The 16,691-nt window shown below is 63.9% G+C and carries 14 protein-coding genes; 10 read left to right on the forward strand and 4 right to left on the reverse strand.

The window, feature by feature from the left end:
• Positions 1 to 18: 18 nt before the first annotated feature.
• On the reverse strand, positions 19 to 438 hold the full coding sequence (locus tag D3878_RS02160) for a hypothetical protein (protein WP_147383863.1): 420 nt from the start codon (positions 436 to 438) through the stop codon (positions 19 to 21).
• Positions 439 to 562: 124 nt separating this feature from the next.
• The gene (gene ppc / locus D3878_RS02165; RefSeq protein WP_233556199.1) at positions 563 to 3,400 is read right to left on the reverse strand and encodes a phosphoenolpyruvate carboxylase; all 2,838 of its coding nucleotides are present in this window, start codon (positions 3,398 to 3,400) and stop codon (positions 563 to 565) included.
• Between the two features lie 127 nt (positions 3,401 to 3,527).
• Here ppc and hemC point away from each other — a divergent pair, with 127 nt between their 5' ends.
• The 6 genes from hemC to D3878_RS02195 all read left to right on the forward strand — a co-directional run bounded on the left by hemC (position 3,528) and on the right by D3878_RS02195 (position 10,013).
• Entirely contained in the window at positions 3,528 to 4,472 is a 945-nt protein-coding gene (gene hemC, locus D3878_RS02170) for a hydroxymethylbilane synthase (protein WP_119783982.1), read from the forward strand.
• A gap of 9 nt (positions 4,473 to 4,481) precedes the next feature.
• Positions 4,482 to 5,246 (forward strand): uroporphyrinogen-III synthase, encoded by a 765-nt coding sequence (locus D3878_RS02175; protein WP_119787652.1) that lies wholly within the window; start codon positions 4,482 to 4,484, stop codon positions 5,244 to 5,246.
• Between the two features lie 2 nt (positions 5,247 to 5,248).
• Positions 5,249 to 6,406 carry a uroporphyrinogen-III C-methyltransferase gene (locus D3878_RS02180; RefSeq protein WP_119783983.1) on the forward strand — a complete coding sequence of 386 codons (1,158 nt, stop codon included), beginning with the start codon at positions 5,249 to 5,251 and terminating at the stop codon, positions 6,404 to 6,406.
• The gene (locus D3878_RS02185) at positions 6,406 to 7,602 is read left to right on the forward strand and encodes a heme biosynthesis HemY N-terminal domain-containing protein (RefSeq protein ID WP_119783984.1); all 1,197 of its coding nucleotides are present in this window, start codon (positions 6,406 to 6,408) and stop codon (positions 7,600 to 7,602) included. The genes D3878_RS02180 and D3878_RS02185 overlap by 1 nt, the downstream gene beginning before the upstream one ends.
• A gap of 30 nt (positions 7,603 to 7,632) precedes the next feature.
• Positions 7,633 to 8,175: an inorganic diphosphatase gene (gene ppa, locus D3878_RS02190; RefSeq protein ID WP_119783985.1), complete on the forward strand. Its 543-nt coding sequence runs from the start codon at positions 7,633 to 7,635 to the stop codon at positions 8,173 to 8,175.
• A 203-nt stretch (positions 8,176 to 8,378) separates the two neighbouring features.
• Positions 8,379 to 10,013 (forward strand): HDOD domain-containing protein, encoded by a 1,635-nt coding sequence (locus tag D3878_RS02195; RefSeq protein ID WP_233556201.1) that lies wholly within the window; start codon positions 8,379 to 8,381, stop codon positions 10,011 to 10,013.
• 40 nt (positions 10,014 to 10,053) lie between these two features.
• On the opposite strand, the gene D3878_RS02200 is transcribed toward D3878_RS02195, so the two are convergent.
• Together D3878_RS02200 and D3878_RS02205 are read right to left on the reverse strand one after the other, a co-directional pair.
• Entirely contained in the window at positions 10,054 to 11,097 is a 1,044-nt protein-coding gene (locus D3878_RS02200) for a serine/threonine protein kinase (protein WP_119787654.1), read from the reverse strand.
• A 63-nt stretch (positions 11,098 to 11,160) separates the two neighbouring features.
• On the reverse strand, positions 11,161 to 12,309 hold the full coding sequence (locus D3878_RS02205) for a GNAT family N-acetyltransferase (protein ID WP_119787655.1): 1,149 nt from the start codon (positions 12,307 to 12,309) through the stop codon (positions 11,161 to 11,163).
• Between the two features lie 31 nt (positions 12,310 to 12,340).
• Between D3878_RS02205 and D3878_RS02210 the strand changes: the two genes are divergently transcribed.
• From D3878_RS02210 to D3878_RS02225, 4 genes are all read left to right on the forward strand, one after another.
• Positions 12,341 to 13,960, forward strand: coding sequence for an NAD+ synthase (locus D3878_RS02210; protein ID WP_119783986.1), 1,620 nt, complete (start codon positions 12,341 to 12,343; stop codon positions 13,958 to 13,960).
• A 64-nt stretch (positions 13,961 to 14,024) separates the two neighbouring features.
• A complete protein-coding gene (locus D3878_RS02215) occupies positions 14,025 to 14,363 on the forward strand; it encodes a P-II family nitrogen regulator (protein ID WP_119783987.1) in 339 nt (112 codons plus the stop codon).
• Positions 14,364 to 14,568: 205 nt separating this feature from the next.
• Complete coding sequence (locus D3878_RS02220; protein WP_119783988.1) at positions 14,569 to 15,543, forward strand: sulfurtransferase; 975 nt, start codon at positions 14,569 to 14,571, stop codon at positions 15,541 to 15,543.
• A 19-nt stretch (positions 15,544 to 15,562) separates the two neighbouring features.
• Positions 15,563 to 16,678: a YeeE/YedE family protein gene (locus D3878_RS02225; RefSeq protein ID WP_420799572.1), complete on the forward strand. Its 1,116-nt coding sequence runs from the start codon at positions 15,563 to 15,565 to the stop codon at positions 16,676 to 16,678.
• Positions 16,679 to 16,691 lie beyond the last annotated feature (13 nt).

Raw genomic sequence — 16,691 nt, forward strand, 5'->3', positions numbered from 1 at the left:
CCGGAGTCCCGAAGTTCTTTACGACATCCTGCCCATGAAGCTGCGCGCCATCGCCAGTTCGGCCAGCGCTTCTTCCTCGCGCTGTCTGCGCTCGCGTTCCGCCGCGTCCAGTTTTGGCGGTTCCGGCGCCTTCGGTGCCGGTTGCGGCGCTGCGGCGACAGCCGTGGCAGCGGCGGTTGAGGCCGGCGCGGGCGCTGGTGCTGCCGCTGGTGCTGCCGCTTTCGGCGCGGCGCTGCCGCTTGCCTCGACCATGCCTTGCTCAACCAGTGCAGCCAACAGCGCATCCATGTCGTCGCCTTTCAGCATGCCGAAAAGCTCGTCGCGACTGCGCTTGCCGTCGATGAAAATCAGCAGCTGGCGCATGCGCTGCGAGAGGCCGCCGGCGCGGGTCTTGATTTCTTCCTGCCCTTTGAGGGTCTTGGAATATACCTGGTTCATGGTCTCCTCCATCATTTGATGACGGTATTGGTACGCCCATGCCCGCTGCTTGCCGCTGTCCGGAGCGTTATTGGCTGGATGTGTCCGGACCAGCCAGGGCTGGGTTGTCTCCGCGGTGATGGCCTCAGCCGGTATTGCGCAAGCCGGCGGCCACCCCATTGATTGACAAATGTATGCCGCGATGTACTCGCGCGTCAATCTTTTCTTGCTCTTTTGCAACAGCGCGATGCCGTTTGATCAGTTCGACCTGCAAGTGATTCAAGGGGTCGAGATAGGCAAAGCGGTTCTTGATCGACCTGGCCAGCAGCGGATTGCCGGCCAGGCGCTCCGTTTCGCCGGTGATTCTGGCAAGGCAGGATACGGTCCGTTCGTGCTCGTCGAGGATGCGCTGGAATACCGCCTTGCGCAGCTTTTTATCGGCGACCAGGCCGGCATAGCGCGAGGCCACCGCCAGGTCGGTTTTTGACAACACCATGTCCATATTGGACAACAGGGTGGCGAAGAACGGCCATTGCCGCAGCATCGCGCGCAGGGTGGCAAGGCGCGCCGATGCGGCGCCGGGGCCGTCCTCCAGCCAGGATGCCACGGCGCTGCCGAAGCCGTACCAGCCGGGCAGCAGCAGGCGGCACTGGCCCCACGAAAAGCCCCAGGGGATCGCCCGCAAATCCTCGATCCTGCGGCTGGCTTTACGCGAGGCCGGGCGCGAACCCAGGTTGAGCTCGGCGATTTCGGCAATCGGCGTGGCGGCGAAAAAATAGTCGGTGAAGCCGGGTGTCTCGTACACCAGCGCGCGATAGGCGCGATAAGCGCGTTCCGACAGGTCTTCCATCACCGCTTCGAATTTGCCGAGTTGCGCGGCCTGTTTCGGCGCGACCGCGTGCGGCAGCAGGCTGGCTTCCAGGGTGGCGGCAGCCAGCAGTTCGAGGTTGCGCCGGCCGATTTCGGGGTTGGAGAACTTGGAAGCGATGATTTCGCCCTGCTCGGTCAGGCGGATCTGGCCATTGACGGTGCCCGCCGGCTGCGCCAGGATCGCCTCGTAACTGGGGCCGCCGCCGCGCCCGACCGTGCCGCCGCGGCCATGGAACAGGCGCAGCTTGACGCCGCGGTCGGCGAACAGGGCCAGCAGCTGGGTCTCGGCCTTGTACAGCTCCCAGTTGGAGGTCAGGAAGCCGCCATCCTTGTTGGAATCCGAATAACCCAGCATGACTTCCTGCAGCGCGCCCTGGTGCGTCACCTGGCGGCGCACCAGCGGCAAGGCCAGCCATTCGTCCATGATGGCAGCGGCATTGCGCAGGTCCGGGATGGTTTCGAACAGCGGGATGACCATCAGTTCGACGTTGTCGCCATCGGCCTGGCGCAGGCCGCATTCCTTCTGCAGCAGCATCACTTCCAGCAGGTCGGAAACGGTTTCCGTGTGCGAGATGATGTAGTTGCGGATCGCCCGCGCGCCGTAGCGGCGGCGAATTTCGCGCGCTGCGCGCAGGATTTCAAGCTCGGATGCGGTTTCGTCGGAGTAGGCCAGGTAGGGCGAATACAGCAGGCGCGGCTGCGCCAGTTCGGCCAGCAGCAGCCGCCTTTTTCCGGCTTCGTCAAGCGCGGCATAGTCGTGGTTGACGCCGGCCCGGGCGAACAGTTCGGCCAGCGTTTGCTCATGCACGTCGGAACTCTGGCGCATGTCCAGCGTGGCAAGGTGGAAGCCAAAGATTTCCGCCGCGCGCCGGATGGCGGCCAGGCGCGGCTTGACCAGCACGGCGCTGTGGTGCGATTGCAGCGAGTCGATCAGCACCTGCAGCGCGGCGCCAAATTCCGCGGCTGACGCGTATGGCGCAGCCGGCGCGACTTCCTGGCGCAGCACGGCGCCGGCCCCGAGCTGGCGGGCGGTGGCGGCCAGGCGCGCGTAGATGCCGACCAGGGCGCGCCGGTACGGCTCGTCCTTGCGATGCGGTGAGGTGTCAGGCGAGGCGTCGGCCAGCGTTTGCAATGCCGGGCTGATATCGACCAGCAGGGTGGAAATCGACAGTTCCGCGCCCAGCGCATGGCATTCTTCCAGGTAGAAGTCGAGGATCGCGGTCGATTGTCGTTCCAGCGCATGACGCATGGTGCCGGCATTGACGTTGGGGTTGCCGTCACGGTCGCCGCCGATCCAGCTGCCCATTTGCATGAACGGCGGCAGCGTGGCGTCGGCGCGGCCTGGCGGCGGGAAGCGGCTGGCCAGCGCGTCTTCCAGGTCCTGGTACAGGCCGGGCAATTCATGCAGGAAGGTGATGCGGTAATACGACAGGGCATTCTCGATTTCGTCGGCCACCGTCAGCTTGTCATAGCGCAGCATGCGGGTTTGCCACAATGTGGCGACCTTGGCGCGCAACAGTTCGGTGTTGGTCGCCAGCTCGCGCGGCGTCAGCTGGCGGTCGCGCTCGGCCAGCAGGGCGGCGATGGCGTGTTCGGCGTCGAGGATGCTCTTGCGCTGCACTTCGGTCGGATGCGCAGTCAACACCGGGCTGATCAGGGCCTCGCCAAGGAAATCGCGCACGGCGTCGCCGCTGACGCCAGCTGCCTGCAGGCGTTCCAGAGCCAGGGCGATGCTGCCAGGCTGCGGCGCCGAGCCGGTCAGCAGGTGGGCACGGCGACGGCGGATGTGGTGCTGGTCCTCGGCAATGTTGGCCAAGTGCGAAAAATAGGAAAACGCCCTGACTACCGAGATGGTCTGCTCGCCCGTGAGTTTTTTCAGCATGCGGTCGAGGTCGGCGCCGGCCTGGGCATCGGATTCGCGACGAAAGCGCACCGCTGTCTGGCGAATGGTTTCCACCACCGCGAATACCGTCTCGCCTTCCTGTTCGCGCAAGACATCGCCCAGCAGGCGACCGAGCAGGCGGATGTCTTCCCGCAGTGGCGCATCCTTGTCGGTAGCGGTTTTGATGGCGGCTTTGGCGGAGCGGGCGGCAGCGGTCGATGGTTTGGTCATGGATTTGTTGGCAATTGGCATTTCTGACGGAACAGGCGCGGCTTGTGACCGGGCCCAGTAATGGTGCGCATGATAAAATTTACGGCGAAATTCAAGCTGTCCGACCTTATTTCTGAAAGTCCTTGTTTTGAAAGCTCATGTTCCCTCCAGGTTGGTAATTGCGTCACGGGAAAGCCGGCTGGCCATGTGGCAAGCCGAACACGTGCGCGCAGCCTTGTCTGCATTATATCCAGAGTGCACGATTGAAATTCTCGGCATGACCACGCGTGGCGACCAAATCCTCGACCGCACCTTGTCCAAGGTTGGCGGCAAGGGCCTGTTCGTCAAGGAACTGGAAGTGGCAATGGCCGAGGGGCGCGCCGACCTGGCGGTGCACTCGCTCAAGGACGTGCCGATGGATTTGCCGGCCGGGTTCGAACTGGCCGCCGTGCTGGAGCGCGAAGACCCGCGCGACGCCTTTGTCTCGAACGATTACGCCGCGCTGGAAGCATTGCCTGCCGGTGCCGTGGTAGGCACCAGCAGCCTGCGCCGCCAGGCCCTGATCGCGGCGCGCTATCCGCAACTGGTGATCCGCCCCTTGCGCGGCAATCTCGATACGCGCCTGGGCAAGCTTGACCGTGGCGAATATGCCGCCATCATCCTGGCGGCCGCCGGTCTGAAGCGTCTCGGGCTGCCCGAGCGCATCCGCGCCCTGATCGCGCCGGAATACAGCCTGCCGGCGCCGGGGCAGGGCGCCATGGCAATCGAGATTCCTGCCGGCCGCCCGGAGCTGCAAGCCTTGCTGGCACCGCTGAATCACCTGGCTACCGCACAGGCGGTGACCGCCGAGCGCACGGTCTCGAAGACCTTTGGTGGCAGTTGCCAGATTCCGCTGGCGGCCTTCGCCACGGTCGAGGCCGGCAGCATGCATTTGCGGGCGATGGTGGCTACGCCCGATGGCGCGCGCATCGCCACCGCCGAGGCCAGCGGCCGCGCCGATGCACCGCAAGCCTTGGGGCGGCAGGTGGCAGAAGCGCTGCAGGCGCAGGACGCCGCGGCGATCCTGGCGGTTTGCGCCAGCGACCCGGCCTGAATGGGCAGAATGGCCAGGCCGGTCGTCATCACCCGTCCGCAGGCCCAGGCTGGCGCGCTGGCCAGCCGGGTTGCCGCGCTTGGCCGCGAGGCGCTGCTGTTTCCACTGCTGGAAATTCACCCTTTGGCCGATGTGGCGCCCTTGCGCGCCGTCCTGGAGCAACTCGAACGCTATGCGCTGGTGGCGTTCGTCAGCCCGAATGCGATCGACGCGGCGTTTGCCCTGCGGGCGCAGTGGCCTGCCGGACTGGCGCTGGCGGTGGTCGGCGAGGGCAGCCGCCTGGCGCTGGCCTGCCATGGTGTCAATGACGGCAACGCGACCATCCTGCGTCCCGCCGACAGTTGCCGCAGCGATTCGCAGGGCTTGCTGGAAGCACTGGACAAGTCTGCACTGCGGGGCCGTGAAGTATTGATCATTCGCGGCGACAGCGGGCGCGAACTGCTGGCTGACGAATTGCGCGCGGCCGGCGCCAATGTCACTGCTGTTGCGGCCTACCGGCGCTGCGCCCCGGCCCTCGATGCGCGGCAACGGGCGCAACTGGCGCGGCTGATTGACACGCCGGGCGACTGGATCGTCACCAGTTCCGAGGCGCTGCGCAATCTGGTGGAAATGGTCGGGCAGGTCGGCGGGGGCAATGCCGTCGCAAAAATGCAACAGCAACACTTCTTGCTGCCCCATGTCCGTATTGCGGAAACCGCGCAGATGCTGGGTTTTCTGAATATTACACAAACCGCATCAGGCGACGAAGGTCTGCTTGCCGCGTTACAATCCTGATCATGAACGAATTGCCTCCATCTTCCGAATCGACGCCGGGTCCGCAGTCCGCGCCCGCCGCATCCCCTGCCGTATCCACGACGCCGGCCGCGCTGGCCAGCCGTGGCGGCAAGTTGTCTCAGCGCCTGCTGCCGCTGGCGCTGCTGGTGCTGGCTGTGCTGCTGGCGCTGCAATGGTGGAATACCCGCAAGGAGTTGCACAACCTGCGCAGCACCCTGGCGCTGCGGCTGCAAAGCGGCGAGACCTTGAACAGCGAAACCCGGCTGCTGGTCAAGGCAGCGCAGGAAAGCGGCAAGGAATTGCAAGCCAAGGTCAGCGTACTGGAAAACCGGCAGGCCGAGTCGCAAAACCAGCAACTCGCGCTCGAACAGTTGTACCAGGAGTTATCCAGGAATCGCGACGACTGGGCCTTGTCGGAAATCGAGCAAGTGCTGTCGACGGCCAGCCAGCAGCTGCAACTGGCCGGCAACGTGTCGGGCGCCCTGATTGCGCTGCAAAACGCCGACCGCCTGTTGTCGCGCTCGGACAAGCCGCAATTCATCACGATCCGGCGCGCGCTTGCGCACGACCAGGAAAAGCTCAAGTCCTTGCCGATCGTCGACACCACCGGCATGGCGCTGCGCCTGGATAGTGTCATCGGCCAGATCGACGCCTTGCCCTTGCTGTCGGATGAAAAGCCGGTGGTGCCGGCGACCCAGCCCAAGAATGCCCGCGTCAAACCGGCCCAGGCGCCCGCGACGTCTGCCGGTGCGGGCGCTGCCGCTGCCGGCGGCAGCGACTGGATGACCGTCGTGCGCAATAACTGGGATAGCTGGAGCAATGAAATTTGGCTGGAAATCAAGCAACTGGTGCAGGTACGCGAAGTCGCCACGCCGGAGGCGCTGTTGCTGTCGCCGACCCAAGCCTATTACGCCCGCGAAAATCTCAAGCTGCGCTTGCTGAGCGCGCGCCTGGCGCTGTTGTCGCGCAATGAATCGGCTTTCCGCAACGACATCGTGGCCGCCCAGGACACCATCGTGCGGTATTTCGACACGCGCGCCAAGCAGACCCAGACTGCGCAGGCCCTGCTCAAGCAGGTACAGAACAACAACCTGTCCATTGAAATGCCGACGCTGGCTGACAGCCTGAATGCCGTGCGTAATTACAAAGCTGCGCCATAATGCGATTCTTCCTCTGGCTACTTTTCATATTTGCCGCCGCCGTCGGCCTGGCCGCGGTAGCCCGCTTCAACCCTGGTAACGTGGTGTTTTTCTATCCGCCGTACCGGATCGACCTGTCACTGAATTTTTTCCTGCTGCTGACGGTCCTGCTGTTCTTTCTGCTGTATTTCGCCTTCAAGGCGTTTGACGTCACCATGAAAATGCCGCAGCGGGTGGCAGCATACCGCCGCAACAAGCACGAGCGCGAAAGCAACAAGGCCTTGCGCGAGGCCCTCAAGGCCTTGCTGGAAGGGCGCTTCGGCCATGCCGAGAAAGCCGCCACGCGCGCGGTTGACTCGGCCGACAATGGCGGCCTGGCAGCGCTGATCGGCGCCCAGGCGGCGCACCGCATGGCCCAGGCGGCGCGCCGCGACCAGTGGCTGGCCAGGATCGCCGACGACCCGGCCATGAAGACGGCGCGCCTGATGACCAGCGTCGAACTGCTGGTCGATGACCGCCAGCCGGAGGCCGCGCTGGCTGCGGTGGGCGAACTCAACGCCAGCGGCACCCGCCACATCCACGCCCTGCGCCTGGCGCTCAAGGCCAGCCAGCAGGCACAGAACTGGCCGGAAGTCTTGCGCCTGGTGCGTTCGCTCGACAAGCACGGCGTCCTGCATCAGGCAGCATCGCGGCGCCTGCGCGCCATGGCTTACGAAGCCCTGTTGTCGGACAAGGCGCACGACGCCGAATCGATTCGCCGGGTGTGGGCCGAGATTCCCGCCGCCGACAAGCTGCAGCCGCTGGTCGCTGCCCATGCGGCGAATACCTTCAACAGCAGCGGCTTGCAGAGTGAGGCGCGCGTGATTGTCGAAAAGGCGCTGGAAGCCGAATGGGACGATCGCCTGGTGCGCGTGTATCGCCGCTCGGCAGCGGCGGAAGGCTCGCCCGAACTGCTGGCGCAAATCGAGCGCGGCGAAGCCTGGCTCGCCAGCCGTCTGGCCGATGCGGAACTGACATTGACCCTGGGCGCGCTGTGCCTGAAACAGAAATTATGGGGCAAGGCCCAGCGTTTCCTGGAGCAGTCCCTGGCCAATGCGGCCGACAGCGCCACCCTGCGCGAAGCGCACCTCAAGCTGGCGCAGCTGCACGAGGCGCTCGATCAGGAGCCGCAGGCGCAGGCGCATTACCGCCAGTGCGCCCTGACCAATCTGTTGTAATATTTTTATTTTCATCCGAGAGAAAACACCATGAGCCTGAGTAATGTTCCCGCCGGCCGCGATTTGCCCAACGATTTCAACGTAATCATCGAAATCCCGATGAATGCCGATCCGGTCAAGTATGAAGTCGACAAAGAAACCGGCGCCATCTTCGTCGACCGCTTCATGGGTACGGCCATGCATTACCCCTGCAATTACGGCTACGTGCCGCAAACCATCGCCGGCGATGGCGACCCGGTCGACGTCCTGGTGATTACGCCGTTTGCGCTGATTCCCGGCGTGGTGGTGCGCTGCCGCGCCATCGGCGTGTTGAACATGACGGACGAAGGCGGCGCCGATGCCAAGGTGCTGGCAGTACCGGTCGACAAGATCCTGCCGATTTACTCCCAGTGGCAGAAGCCGGAAGACTTGAATGATTTGCGCCTGCAGCAGATCCAGCATTTCTTCGAGCATTACAAGGACCTGGAAAAGGGCAAGTGGGTCAAGGTTGAAGGTTGGGCCGGTCCGGAGGAAGCCAAAGCCGAGATCATGGCGGGTGTCGAAGCCTACAAGAAAGACGCCGCCAAGGCCTGAGCCTGCCTCGGGCAAACTGCCCGCAGCTCGCAAGCTCACAAAAGCGCACACCTGTTGTGCGCTTTTTTTAAATAATGTCACGGAGCGCCAGATCGGCTGCCCGCTTGTTGTTTCTGTAGCGCAATTCCAGTAGATTAAGTAAACAGTACAAGGCCCGGCGGCAGCCAGCGCCGGCGCATCCAATAGACGAGAGGTCGCAAGCTTTGCCGAACCATCCTGGAGAATCGAAAGACGCTGTTGCGCACTATGCGCCGGACAGCGAGGCATTGCAGGCGGTGCGCGACGAGCTGCTGGAAAAAATCAGCGCCAACGGCAACTTGCCGGCGCTGGGCAGTTCGGTTTCCAGGGTGGTGCAACTGGCCTCGTCGGATGATGAGGCGGTGCGCAATCTGGCGCATTTCATCATGTCGGATGTGGCGCTGACGCAGAAAATCCTGCGCATTTCCAACGCCGCCTGCTTTCGCAGCCATGCCTCCAGTTCGCCGGTGACGACGATTTCCAAGGCCATCTTCCTGCTGGGTTTTGACACGGTGAAGACTTGCGCGCTTGGCATGCTGCTGGTGGACCGCATGCCCGGCAGCCGCGCCGCCGGTGTCCGCGGCGAATTGCTGCATGCCCTCTCGGCCAGCATGTTCGGGCGCGAGCTGGCGCGCCGCAGCCAGCACAGGGATGCCGAGGAAGCAGCGATTGCTGCCCTGTTCGGCAACATTGGCCGGCTGCTGGTGGCAGCGCACGACCATACCCTGTACGCTGAAATCAATGCCCTGGCGCGGCAGGGCATGGCGCCGGCGAAAGCCGCACGGCAAGTCATCGGCAGCGGCTTTGAAACACTCGCCGAAATCGTGATGACGGCATGGGACATGCCGGAGATGATTGTCAAGGCGCAGGCGCCGCTGCCGGCTGGCGCCCTGCGGCCGGCACGCAATCGCCAGGAATGGATACAGCAGGTGGCGGCCTTCAGCAACGCCGCTGCCGGCATGCTCGCGCAGGCGGACGATGTCGATGCCGCCGGAGCAGCGCTGGTAGCGCTGGTGGCACGTTTTGGCGCTGCGCTGAACCTGGACCAGGCGAAACTCGGGCAGATGCTGGTCACTGTCACGGAAGAAACCAATGCCTTGGCGGGCCAGTTGCAGCTGGCCCCTGTGGTCCCTGCGGCGTCGTTGCCCAAGCCGGTGCAGAAAGACGAGGCCGCCGCCTTGTGGCGCCAGCTGGAGGGCGAGGATGGCGCGCTGCTCGGCTTGCCGGCCGAATTCCTGCTGCAGACGGCAGACGGCGAAGACCCGACACAGGCGGGCGGGCGGCACGCCAGCGGCAAGCCCCATAATGCGCGCGAACTGTTGTTCGCCGGGGTGCAGGACGTTACTGAAATGATGGCGTCCGGCCGCTGCAAGGCCAACGACCTGATCATGCTGGTGCTGGAAACGATTTATCGCGGCATGGGCTTCCGTTTTGCCACGGTCTGCCTGAAGGATATCAAGAGCAACCAGTTCCGCGCCCGCATTTCGCTCGGCGAAAACAATGCGGCGCGCCAGGCCGGCTTCGCCTTTTCGGCGAATCCGTCGCGCGACCTGTTCCACCTGGCGCTGGCCAATGAAGCGGACCTGCTGATTTCGGATGCGGCCGATGCCAAGATCCGCGACCTGATTCCCGCATGGCACCGCGCCTTGCTGCCCGACGCCCGCAGCTTTATCGTGCTGCCGCTGGTGGTGCAGAAAAAACCGCTAGGCCTGTTTTACGCGGATCGCATCCTGCCAGCCACCGAAGGCGTGCCGCCGGACGAAACGGCGATGATCAAGACGCTCAAGGGGCAGGTGGTGGCGGCCCTGAACCCGCGCTAGGCCAGGGGCGGCGAGGCTGATGGCGGACCGGGTGCTGCCGTCAATGCAGAAAACGCGGCGCCAGTACGGCCAGCCCGCCGGCCAGCACCAGCAGGCCGGCCAGCCATGCCAGTTTGCCCGGCATGCCGCGCCCATCGCCGGCATTTTCTTCCTGCTCCGGCGCGGCCTGGGACGGCTGCGGCCGCCGGCCCTTGACCAGGTAGCGCTTGAGATCGTTGGCCATTTCGTGCGCGTGCTGGTAGCGTTTCTCCGGGCGCTTCTGCATGGCCTTCATGACGATTTGCGACAGTGCCTCCGGCACCTGCGGATTGATCTCGTGCGGCGCCGGCGGCGTCTTCAGCGCGATCATCTGCAACAGTTTTTCCGTGTCGCGCGACTGGAAGGGCTTGCGCCCCGCCAGCATTTCATACATCACCGCGCCGAGTGCATAAATGTCCGAGCGGGCATCGGCCGGCTCGCCGCAAGCCTGTTCCGGCGACATGTAGGTGGGCGTGCCGAGAATATTGTTGTGGAACAGCGTGTACGGCGCGTCGCTGGTGTTGGCGTACTGGTCGGCGACCCGGTTGGGCGACCGGGCAATGCCGAAATCGACGATTTTCGGCTGATTCTCGCCAACCATGAAAATGTTGGCTGGCTTGATGTCGCGATGGACCACGTCATTGCGGTGGGCGTAATCAAGCGCATCGGCGACTTTCCAGATGATGGTGGCGATGTCATTGAGCTCGAAGGGGTGCTGCCGCGCCAGCAGGCGGCTCAACTCGCGCCCCTGCAGGTATTCCATGGCGATGTAAGTCAGGCCGCCCTCGGTGGTGGCATCGAAAATGGTGACGATATGCGGATGCGACAGCCGGCCGGTGGCGCGCGCCTCGTTGATCAGCTGTTCCTCATGCTTCTTGCGCTCGAGCGGCGACAGCTTGGGATTGAAGGTCTTGATGGCGATCTGGCGGTCGATGACCGGATCCTGCGCCAGGTAGACCACGCCGATCGCCCCGCGCCCCAGTTCGCGCAGGATGGTGAAGCGGCCGACCCGTTTGAGTTCGGGCGTTGCGGGCGGCGTTCCGGCGTGAGCGTGTGCAATGTTCATGGCATTGCAGAATGCCTTCAAGCTGCGTAACTTGCAGTTATTTGTTGTTGATAAATTGTTAATCTAACAATTTTTGACATTTCGGAAGGGCGCATGCTCCTGTAATTCGTCAATATAGGCGCCCATGCCGCTGGCTTCCTGGTGTAAAAAATGGCGAATCGCATCGGCAAACGCCGGATCTGCCAGCCAGTGGGCAGACCAGGTCTGGCGCGGCAGGAAGCCGCGCGCCAGTTTATGTTCGCCCTGGGCGCCGCCCTCGAAGCTCTGGATGCCGCGGCGGATGCAGAAATCCAGCGGCTGGTAATACGCCGTTTCGAAATGCAGGCAGGGCACGTGCTCCAGCGCGCCCCAGTAACGCCCGTACAGCGCGCGGTCGTCATGGATCAGCAGCGACGCGGCGATCGGCTTGCCGTCGCGCTCGGCGAACACCAGCAGGATGTGTTGCGGCATGGTCGCGCCGATGCGCTTGAAAAATGCCAGGTTCAGGTAGGGTGTCGAGTGATGTTCGGCATAGGTATTGGCATAGCAGCGGTGGAAGAAAGCCCAGTCGGCCGCTGTCGCAGCGCTGCCTTCGACCTGGCGGAAGCGCACGCCCGCCTCGGCCACCTTGCGCCGTTCGGCGCGGATGTTCTTGCTCTTCTTGCGCTCCAGGGTGGCCAGGAAATCGTCGAAGTCGGCATAGCCGGCGTTCTCCCAGTGGAATTGCACGCCGCGCCGGAGCATGAAACCGGCGTGCCGCAGCGCCTGCGCCTCGGCTTCGGTGGGGAACAGCACATGGGTGGATGACAGTCCGCTGGTGCGCTGCAGTTCGCACAAGGCGGCCACCAGCGCGGCGCGGCCGGCAGCATCGCGCGCCAGCAGGCGGTTGCCGGACACCGGCGTGAAAGGAATTGCCGCCAGCAGCTTGGGGTAATAACGCATGCCGTGGCGCCGGTAGGCATCGGCCCAGGACCAGTCGAACACATACTCGCCATAGGAATGCGACTTGGCATACAGGGGCAGCGCCGCATGCAGTTCATCGCCCTGCCACAGGCACAGGTATTGCGGCCGCCAGCCGGTCTCCGGCGTGGCGCAACCGCTCTCGTGCAGGGCGGCGAGGAAGGCGTAAGACAAAAACGGATTGGCGTCTTCCTGCATGCCCACTAGGGCATCCCAGGCCGGCTGGCCGATTTCGGCCAGAGTGGAAACGATACACGTGCGATAATTCAGCATCAAACCAGTCCAAGCCTCCAGATTTACCGTCATGACAGTCAAAGTCGCCATAGCCCAGATCAACTGCACCGTCGGCGACCTCGCCGGCAACAGCGCAAAAATCCTTGACTGCGCCCGTCGCGCGGCCGCGCAGGGCGCCGATATCGTGCTCACGCCCGAATTGGCGCTGGTTGGGTATCCGCCGGAAGATTTGCTGTTGCGCCATTCATTCTACGCAAAATCGGCGCAGGCGCTCGACGCTTTGGCGGCTGACCTCGCCGCATTGAAGGATGTGCACGTGGTGGTCGGCCATCCGCTGGAAAAGGATGGCGCACGCTACAACGCCGCCTCGGTGATCCGTAACGGCCAGATCGTCGGCACCTATTGCAAGCATGCCTTGCCCAACGATGCCGTGTTCGATGAAAAGCGCTATTTCACCGCCGCCAGCCAAGCTTATGTGTTCGAGGTCGGCGGCGTGCGCTTCGGCATCAACATCTGCGAGGATACCTGGTCGTCGCCGGCGCCGCTGTGTGCCAGGGAAGCAGGCGCGCAAGTGCTGCTGGTGCTGAATGCCTCGCCGTTCCACATGAACAAGCAATCCCAGCGCTACGATGTCATGCGCGCCAACGTCACGGCGCATGGCCTGGCGCTGGTGTATGCGAACCTGGTGGGTGGCCAGGATGAGCTGATATTCGATGGCAATTCCTTCGTGCTCGACCAGCAAGGCAATATCTGCGCCGAGCTGCCGCATCTGCAGGAAGACTTGCGCACCGTCGAGTTCGACGGCGTGACGCCGCTGGCGCAGTTCCTGCCCGCAGCGCAGCCGATCGAGGCGCAGGTGTACCAGGCGCTGGTGCTGGGCGTGCGCGACTACATCGGCAAGAACGGCTTTCCCGGCGCGATCATCGGCCTGTCGGGCGGCGTCGATTCGGCGCTGGTGCTGGCCATCGCCGTCGATGCACTGGGCGCCGACAAGGTGCGCACGGTGATGATGCCGTCGCCTTATACTGCCGACATTTCCTGGCTCGATGCGCGCGACATGGCCGCGCGACTGGGTGTGCGCTACGATGAAATTCCCATCGTCGACTGCTTTGCCGCATTCAGGAACACGCTGGCGCAGGAATTCGCCGGCCTGAAGGAAGATGCCACTGAAGAGAATATCCAGGCGCGCATCCGCGGCACCCTGCTGATGGCGCTGTCCAACAAGTTCGGCGCGATCGTCCTCACCACCGGCAACAAGAGCGAGATGGCGGTGGGTTACTGCACCCTGTACGGCGACATGGCCGGCGGCTTTGCCGTCATCAAGGATATCGCCAAGACCCTGGTGTACCGCCTGTGCGCCTGGCGTAATGCGCTCAACCCGGGCCAGCCGGTGATCCCCGAGCGCATCCTGACGCGCGCGCCCTCGGCCGAATTGCGGCCGGACCAGACCGACCAGGACTCGCTGCCGCCCTACGATGTGCTGGACGGTATCATGCAGCTGTACATGGAAGAGAACCGCAGCCAGGGCGAGATCGAGGCGGCAGGCTATCGTCATGAAGACGTCGAGCGCGTCACCCGGCTTATCAAGATCAACGAATACAAGCGGCGCCAGGCGCCGGTCGGCATCCGCGTCACGCATCGCGCCTTTGGTCGCGACTGGCGCTATCCGATTACTTCGAAATTCCATTGACGATGAAAATCGTGAATAATCGTCATCAAACGTCCAAACCGCATTTGAACCCAGGGAGCAGCTCATGAAACAGATCGTCGCCATCATCAAACCTTTCAAGCTCGACGAAGTGCGCGAAGCGCTGGCTGAAGTCGGCGTATCCGGCCTGACCGTCACGGAAGTCAAGGGTTTCGGCCGTCAGAAAGGCCATACCGAGCTGTATCGTGGCGCCGAATACGTCGTCGATTTCCTGCCCAAGGTGAAGATCGAGGCGGTGGTGGACGACAATGCGGTGGAGCCGGCGGTCGACGCCATCATCAAGGCGGCCCGCACCGGCAAGATTGGCGACGGCAAGATCTTCGTGCGCAGCGTCGAGCAGGTGATCCGCATCCGGACCGGCGAGACGGGCCCCGACGCCGTCTAAGCCGGATGGGGGCGGAGTGCCGGGAACTGCGGCGCAAAAAAACGTTGCCGGCGCATTGGCCCCCCTCATTGGCCCCTGCCTTAAATCCATATTACATAAACTCATAAACAAACCAGGTATAAATCGTTTTTTGTTTTAACGTTTCTTGGTAAGATTCAATACTTAGCCCGGCATCCCGTGTCGGCATCCCTTTCAAGAGAATTCCATGCTAAAACTTGCCCTTACTGCCACACTGCTGGCAGGTAATTTCATTGCGTTCGTACCATCTGCAGCGCTCGCTGCCACCCCTGCATCCGCCGTCCAGGCTGGTGTTTCGCCGCTGCTCAAGGCAGACGAGCTGAAGTCATTGCTCGGCCAGTCCGGCGTGCGCGTGCTCGATATCCGCGCCGAAAAGGATTATTCGGCAGGGCATATACCTGGTGCCATCAACACGCCCTATGGCGCTTATCGCGGGCCGGCGGACAATGCCGGCGCGTTGCCGCCCGAAACGAAACTGACCGAACTGCTGCGCCGGGCAGGCATTGATACCAATAGCCGCGTGATCGTCGCCCATGCCGGCACCAACCATACCGATTTCGGCGCAGCCGCCCGCGTCTACTGGACGCTCAAGGCGGGTGGCCTGACCCGCCTGTCGGTGCTGGACGGCGGCACGCTGGGCTGGCAAGCTGCCGGCGGCACGCTCGACACGGACACGCCAAAGGTAACTGCAACCCAGTTCACTTACCGCTACGACCAGGCCATGATCGTCAACACAGAGGAAGTTTCCACTGCCGTCAAGTCCGGCAAGGCGCCGCTGCTGCTCGACGCCCGTCCGGAAGGTTTCTTCAAGGGCGAGCAGCGCGTCGATGCGGCTGCCCGCTACGGCACTCTGCCGGGCGCGCAATGGCTGGACAATGCCGCCTTCTTCAATGCCGACGACAAGACACTGAAACCGGCTGCCGATCTGTTGCAGATTGCCCGGCAAGCCGGCCTCGCCAGCAAGCCGGCCGTGTCGTTCTGCAATACCGGCCACTGGGCTGCCACCAACTGGTTCGTGCTGTCGGAAATCGCCGGCAACAAGGATGTCAAGCTGTACCCGGAATCAGTGGTCGAATGGAGCAAGAGCGAGCTGCCAATGGACAATCAGCCTTCCCGCGTGACCGCCCTGATGCAGGATGCCAAGCGTTCGCTGAAGAAGTAAGGGGCAGCACATGGGTTTCATGATGCGCTTTGCGCTGGTCGCCGGCGGGCTGGCGCTCGTGCTCGCCGTGACGCTGGGCGGCGGCTTGCGGCAGGGTCTGCTGGCGCTGCTCGGCATCGGTTTCGGCGCCGTATTGCAGGGCGCCCGCTTTGGCTTCACCACGGGCTGGCGCAACTATATCGAAAACCGCGATCCGCAGGGGCTGTGGGCGCAGATGCTGCTGCTGGTGCTGGCCGCCGCCATCTCGCTGCCACTGATCGCCAACAATGCCGGCGAACTGGTTGGTGCGGTGGCGCCGCTGACCATCAGCCTGGTGCTGGGCGCCTTCCTGTTCGGCGCTGCCATGCAGCTGGCTGACGGTTGCGGTTCCGGCACGCTGTACAAGGCCGGCGCCGGCGCGCCGATTTCCTTTGCGGTGCTGCCGACCTTCGCCATCGGCAGTTTCGTCGGTGCTTCGCACCAGCCTGGCTGGATCGCGCTGGGCGGATTGCCGCCGGTGGACCTGCTGCAATTCGGCTGGCCGGCGGCGCTGGCGATTACGGTCGCGGGTTGCGGCCTGGTGGCCTGGCTGGCGGCACGTGGTGCGAAAAAGCATCGTGCCACGCTGGCGCCGGCACAAGTGGCGGCCCAGCTGGCCAAGCCAGGCTGGGCCAAGCGCTGGTGGATCGGCGCGATCCTGCTGGCGATCCTGTACGTGCTGCATCTGGTCATCGCCGGGCAGCCCTGGGGGATCGTCTACGGCATCGGCCTGTGGGGCGCGAAGGCGGCCACCGCAGTGGGCTGGAGCCCGTTTGGCGACGCCTTCTGGGGCATGGCGCCGCATGCCGATCGTCTGGCCGCTCCGATTCTGGCCGACGTCACTTCGGTCACCAATATCGGTCTGATCTTCGGCGCACTGGCGGTATCGCGCTGGAATGGCCCGGCGGATATCCGCATTCCCTCGGCCAAGCGCCTGCTGGCTGGCGCCGCCGCCGGTCTGGTGATGGGGTACAGCTCGCGCATGGCGTTTGGCTGTAATGTCGGCGCCTTCCTGGACGGTATCGCCTCGGCCAGCGTGCACGGCTGGGTATGGTTCGCGCTGGCGTTTGCCGGTTCGCTGGTCGGCGTGCGCCTGCGCCAGCGTGTCAGCGCCTGATGGAGGAAAAGAA

This window comes from Noviherbaspirillum sedimenti (assembly GCF_003590835.1).
GTDB classification, from domain to species: Bacteria; Pseudomonadota; Gammaproteobacteria; order Burkholderiales; family Burkholderiaceae_D; genus Paucimonas; species Paucimonas sedimenti.

Excerpts from the sequence above, each read along its gene's own strand:
- D3878_RS02160 (WP_147383863.1), bottom strand. The coding sequence starts at position 438 with ATGAACCAGGTATATTCCAAGACCCTCAAAGGGCAGGAAGAAATCAAG.
- ppc (WP_233556199.1), bottom strand. The coding sequence starts at position 3,400 with ATGACCAAACCATCGACCGCTGCCGCCCGCTCCGCCAAAGCCGCCATC.
- D3878_RS02175 (WP_119787652.1), top strand. The coding sequence starts at position 4,482 with ATGGCCAGGCCGGTCGTCATCACCCGTCCGCAGGCCCAGGCTGGCGCG.
- D3878_RS02180 (WP_119783983.1), top strand. The coding sequence starts at position 5,249 with ATGAACGAATTGCCTCCATCTTCCGAATCGACGCCGGGTCCGCAGTCC.
- D3878_RS02185 (WP_119783984.1), top strand. The coding sequence starts at position 6,406 with ATGCGATTCTTCCTCTGGCTACTTTTCATATTTGCCGCCGCCGTCGGC.
- ppa (WP_119783985.1), top strand. The coding sequence starts at position 7,633 with ATGAGCCTGAGTAATGTTCCCGCCGGCCGCGATTTGCCCAACGATTTC.
- D3878_RS02200 (WP_119787654.1), bottom strand. The coding sequence starts at position 11,097 with ATGAACATTGCACACGCTCACGCCGGAACGCCGCCCGCAACGCCCGAA.
- D3878_RS02205 (WP_119787655.1), bottom strand. The coding sequence starts at position 12,309 with ATGCTGAATTATCGCACGTGTATCGTTTCCACTCTGGCCGAAATCGGC.
- D3878_RS02210 (WP_119783986.1), top strand. The coding sequence starts at position 12,341 with ATGACAGTCAAAGTCGCCATAGCCCAGATCAACTGCACCGTCGGCGAC.
- D3878_RS02215 (WP_119783987.1), top strand. The coding sequence starts at position 14,025 with ATGAAACAGATCGTCGCCATCATCAAACCTTTCAAGCTCGACGAAGTG.
- D3878_RS02220 (WP_119783988.1), top strand. The coding sequence starts at position 14,569 with ATGCTAAAACTTGCCCTTACTGCCACACTGCTGGCAGGTAATTTCATT.
- D3878_RS02225 (WP_420799572.1), top strand. The coding sequence starts at position 15,563 with ATGATGCGCTTTGCGCTGGTCGCCGGCGGGCTGGCGCTCGTGCTCGCC.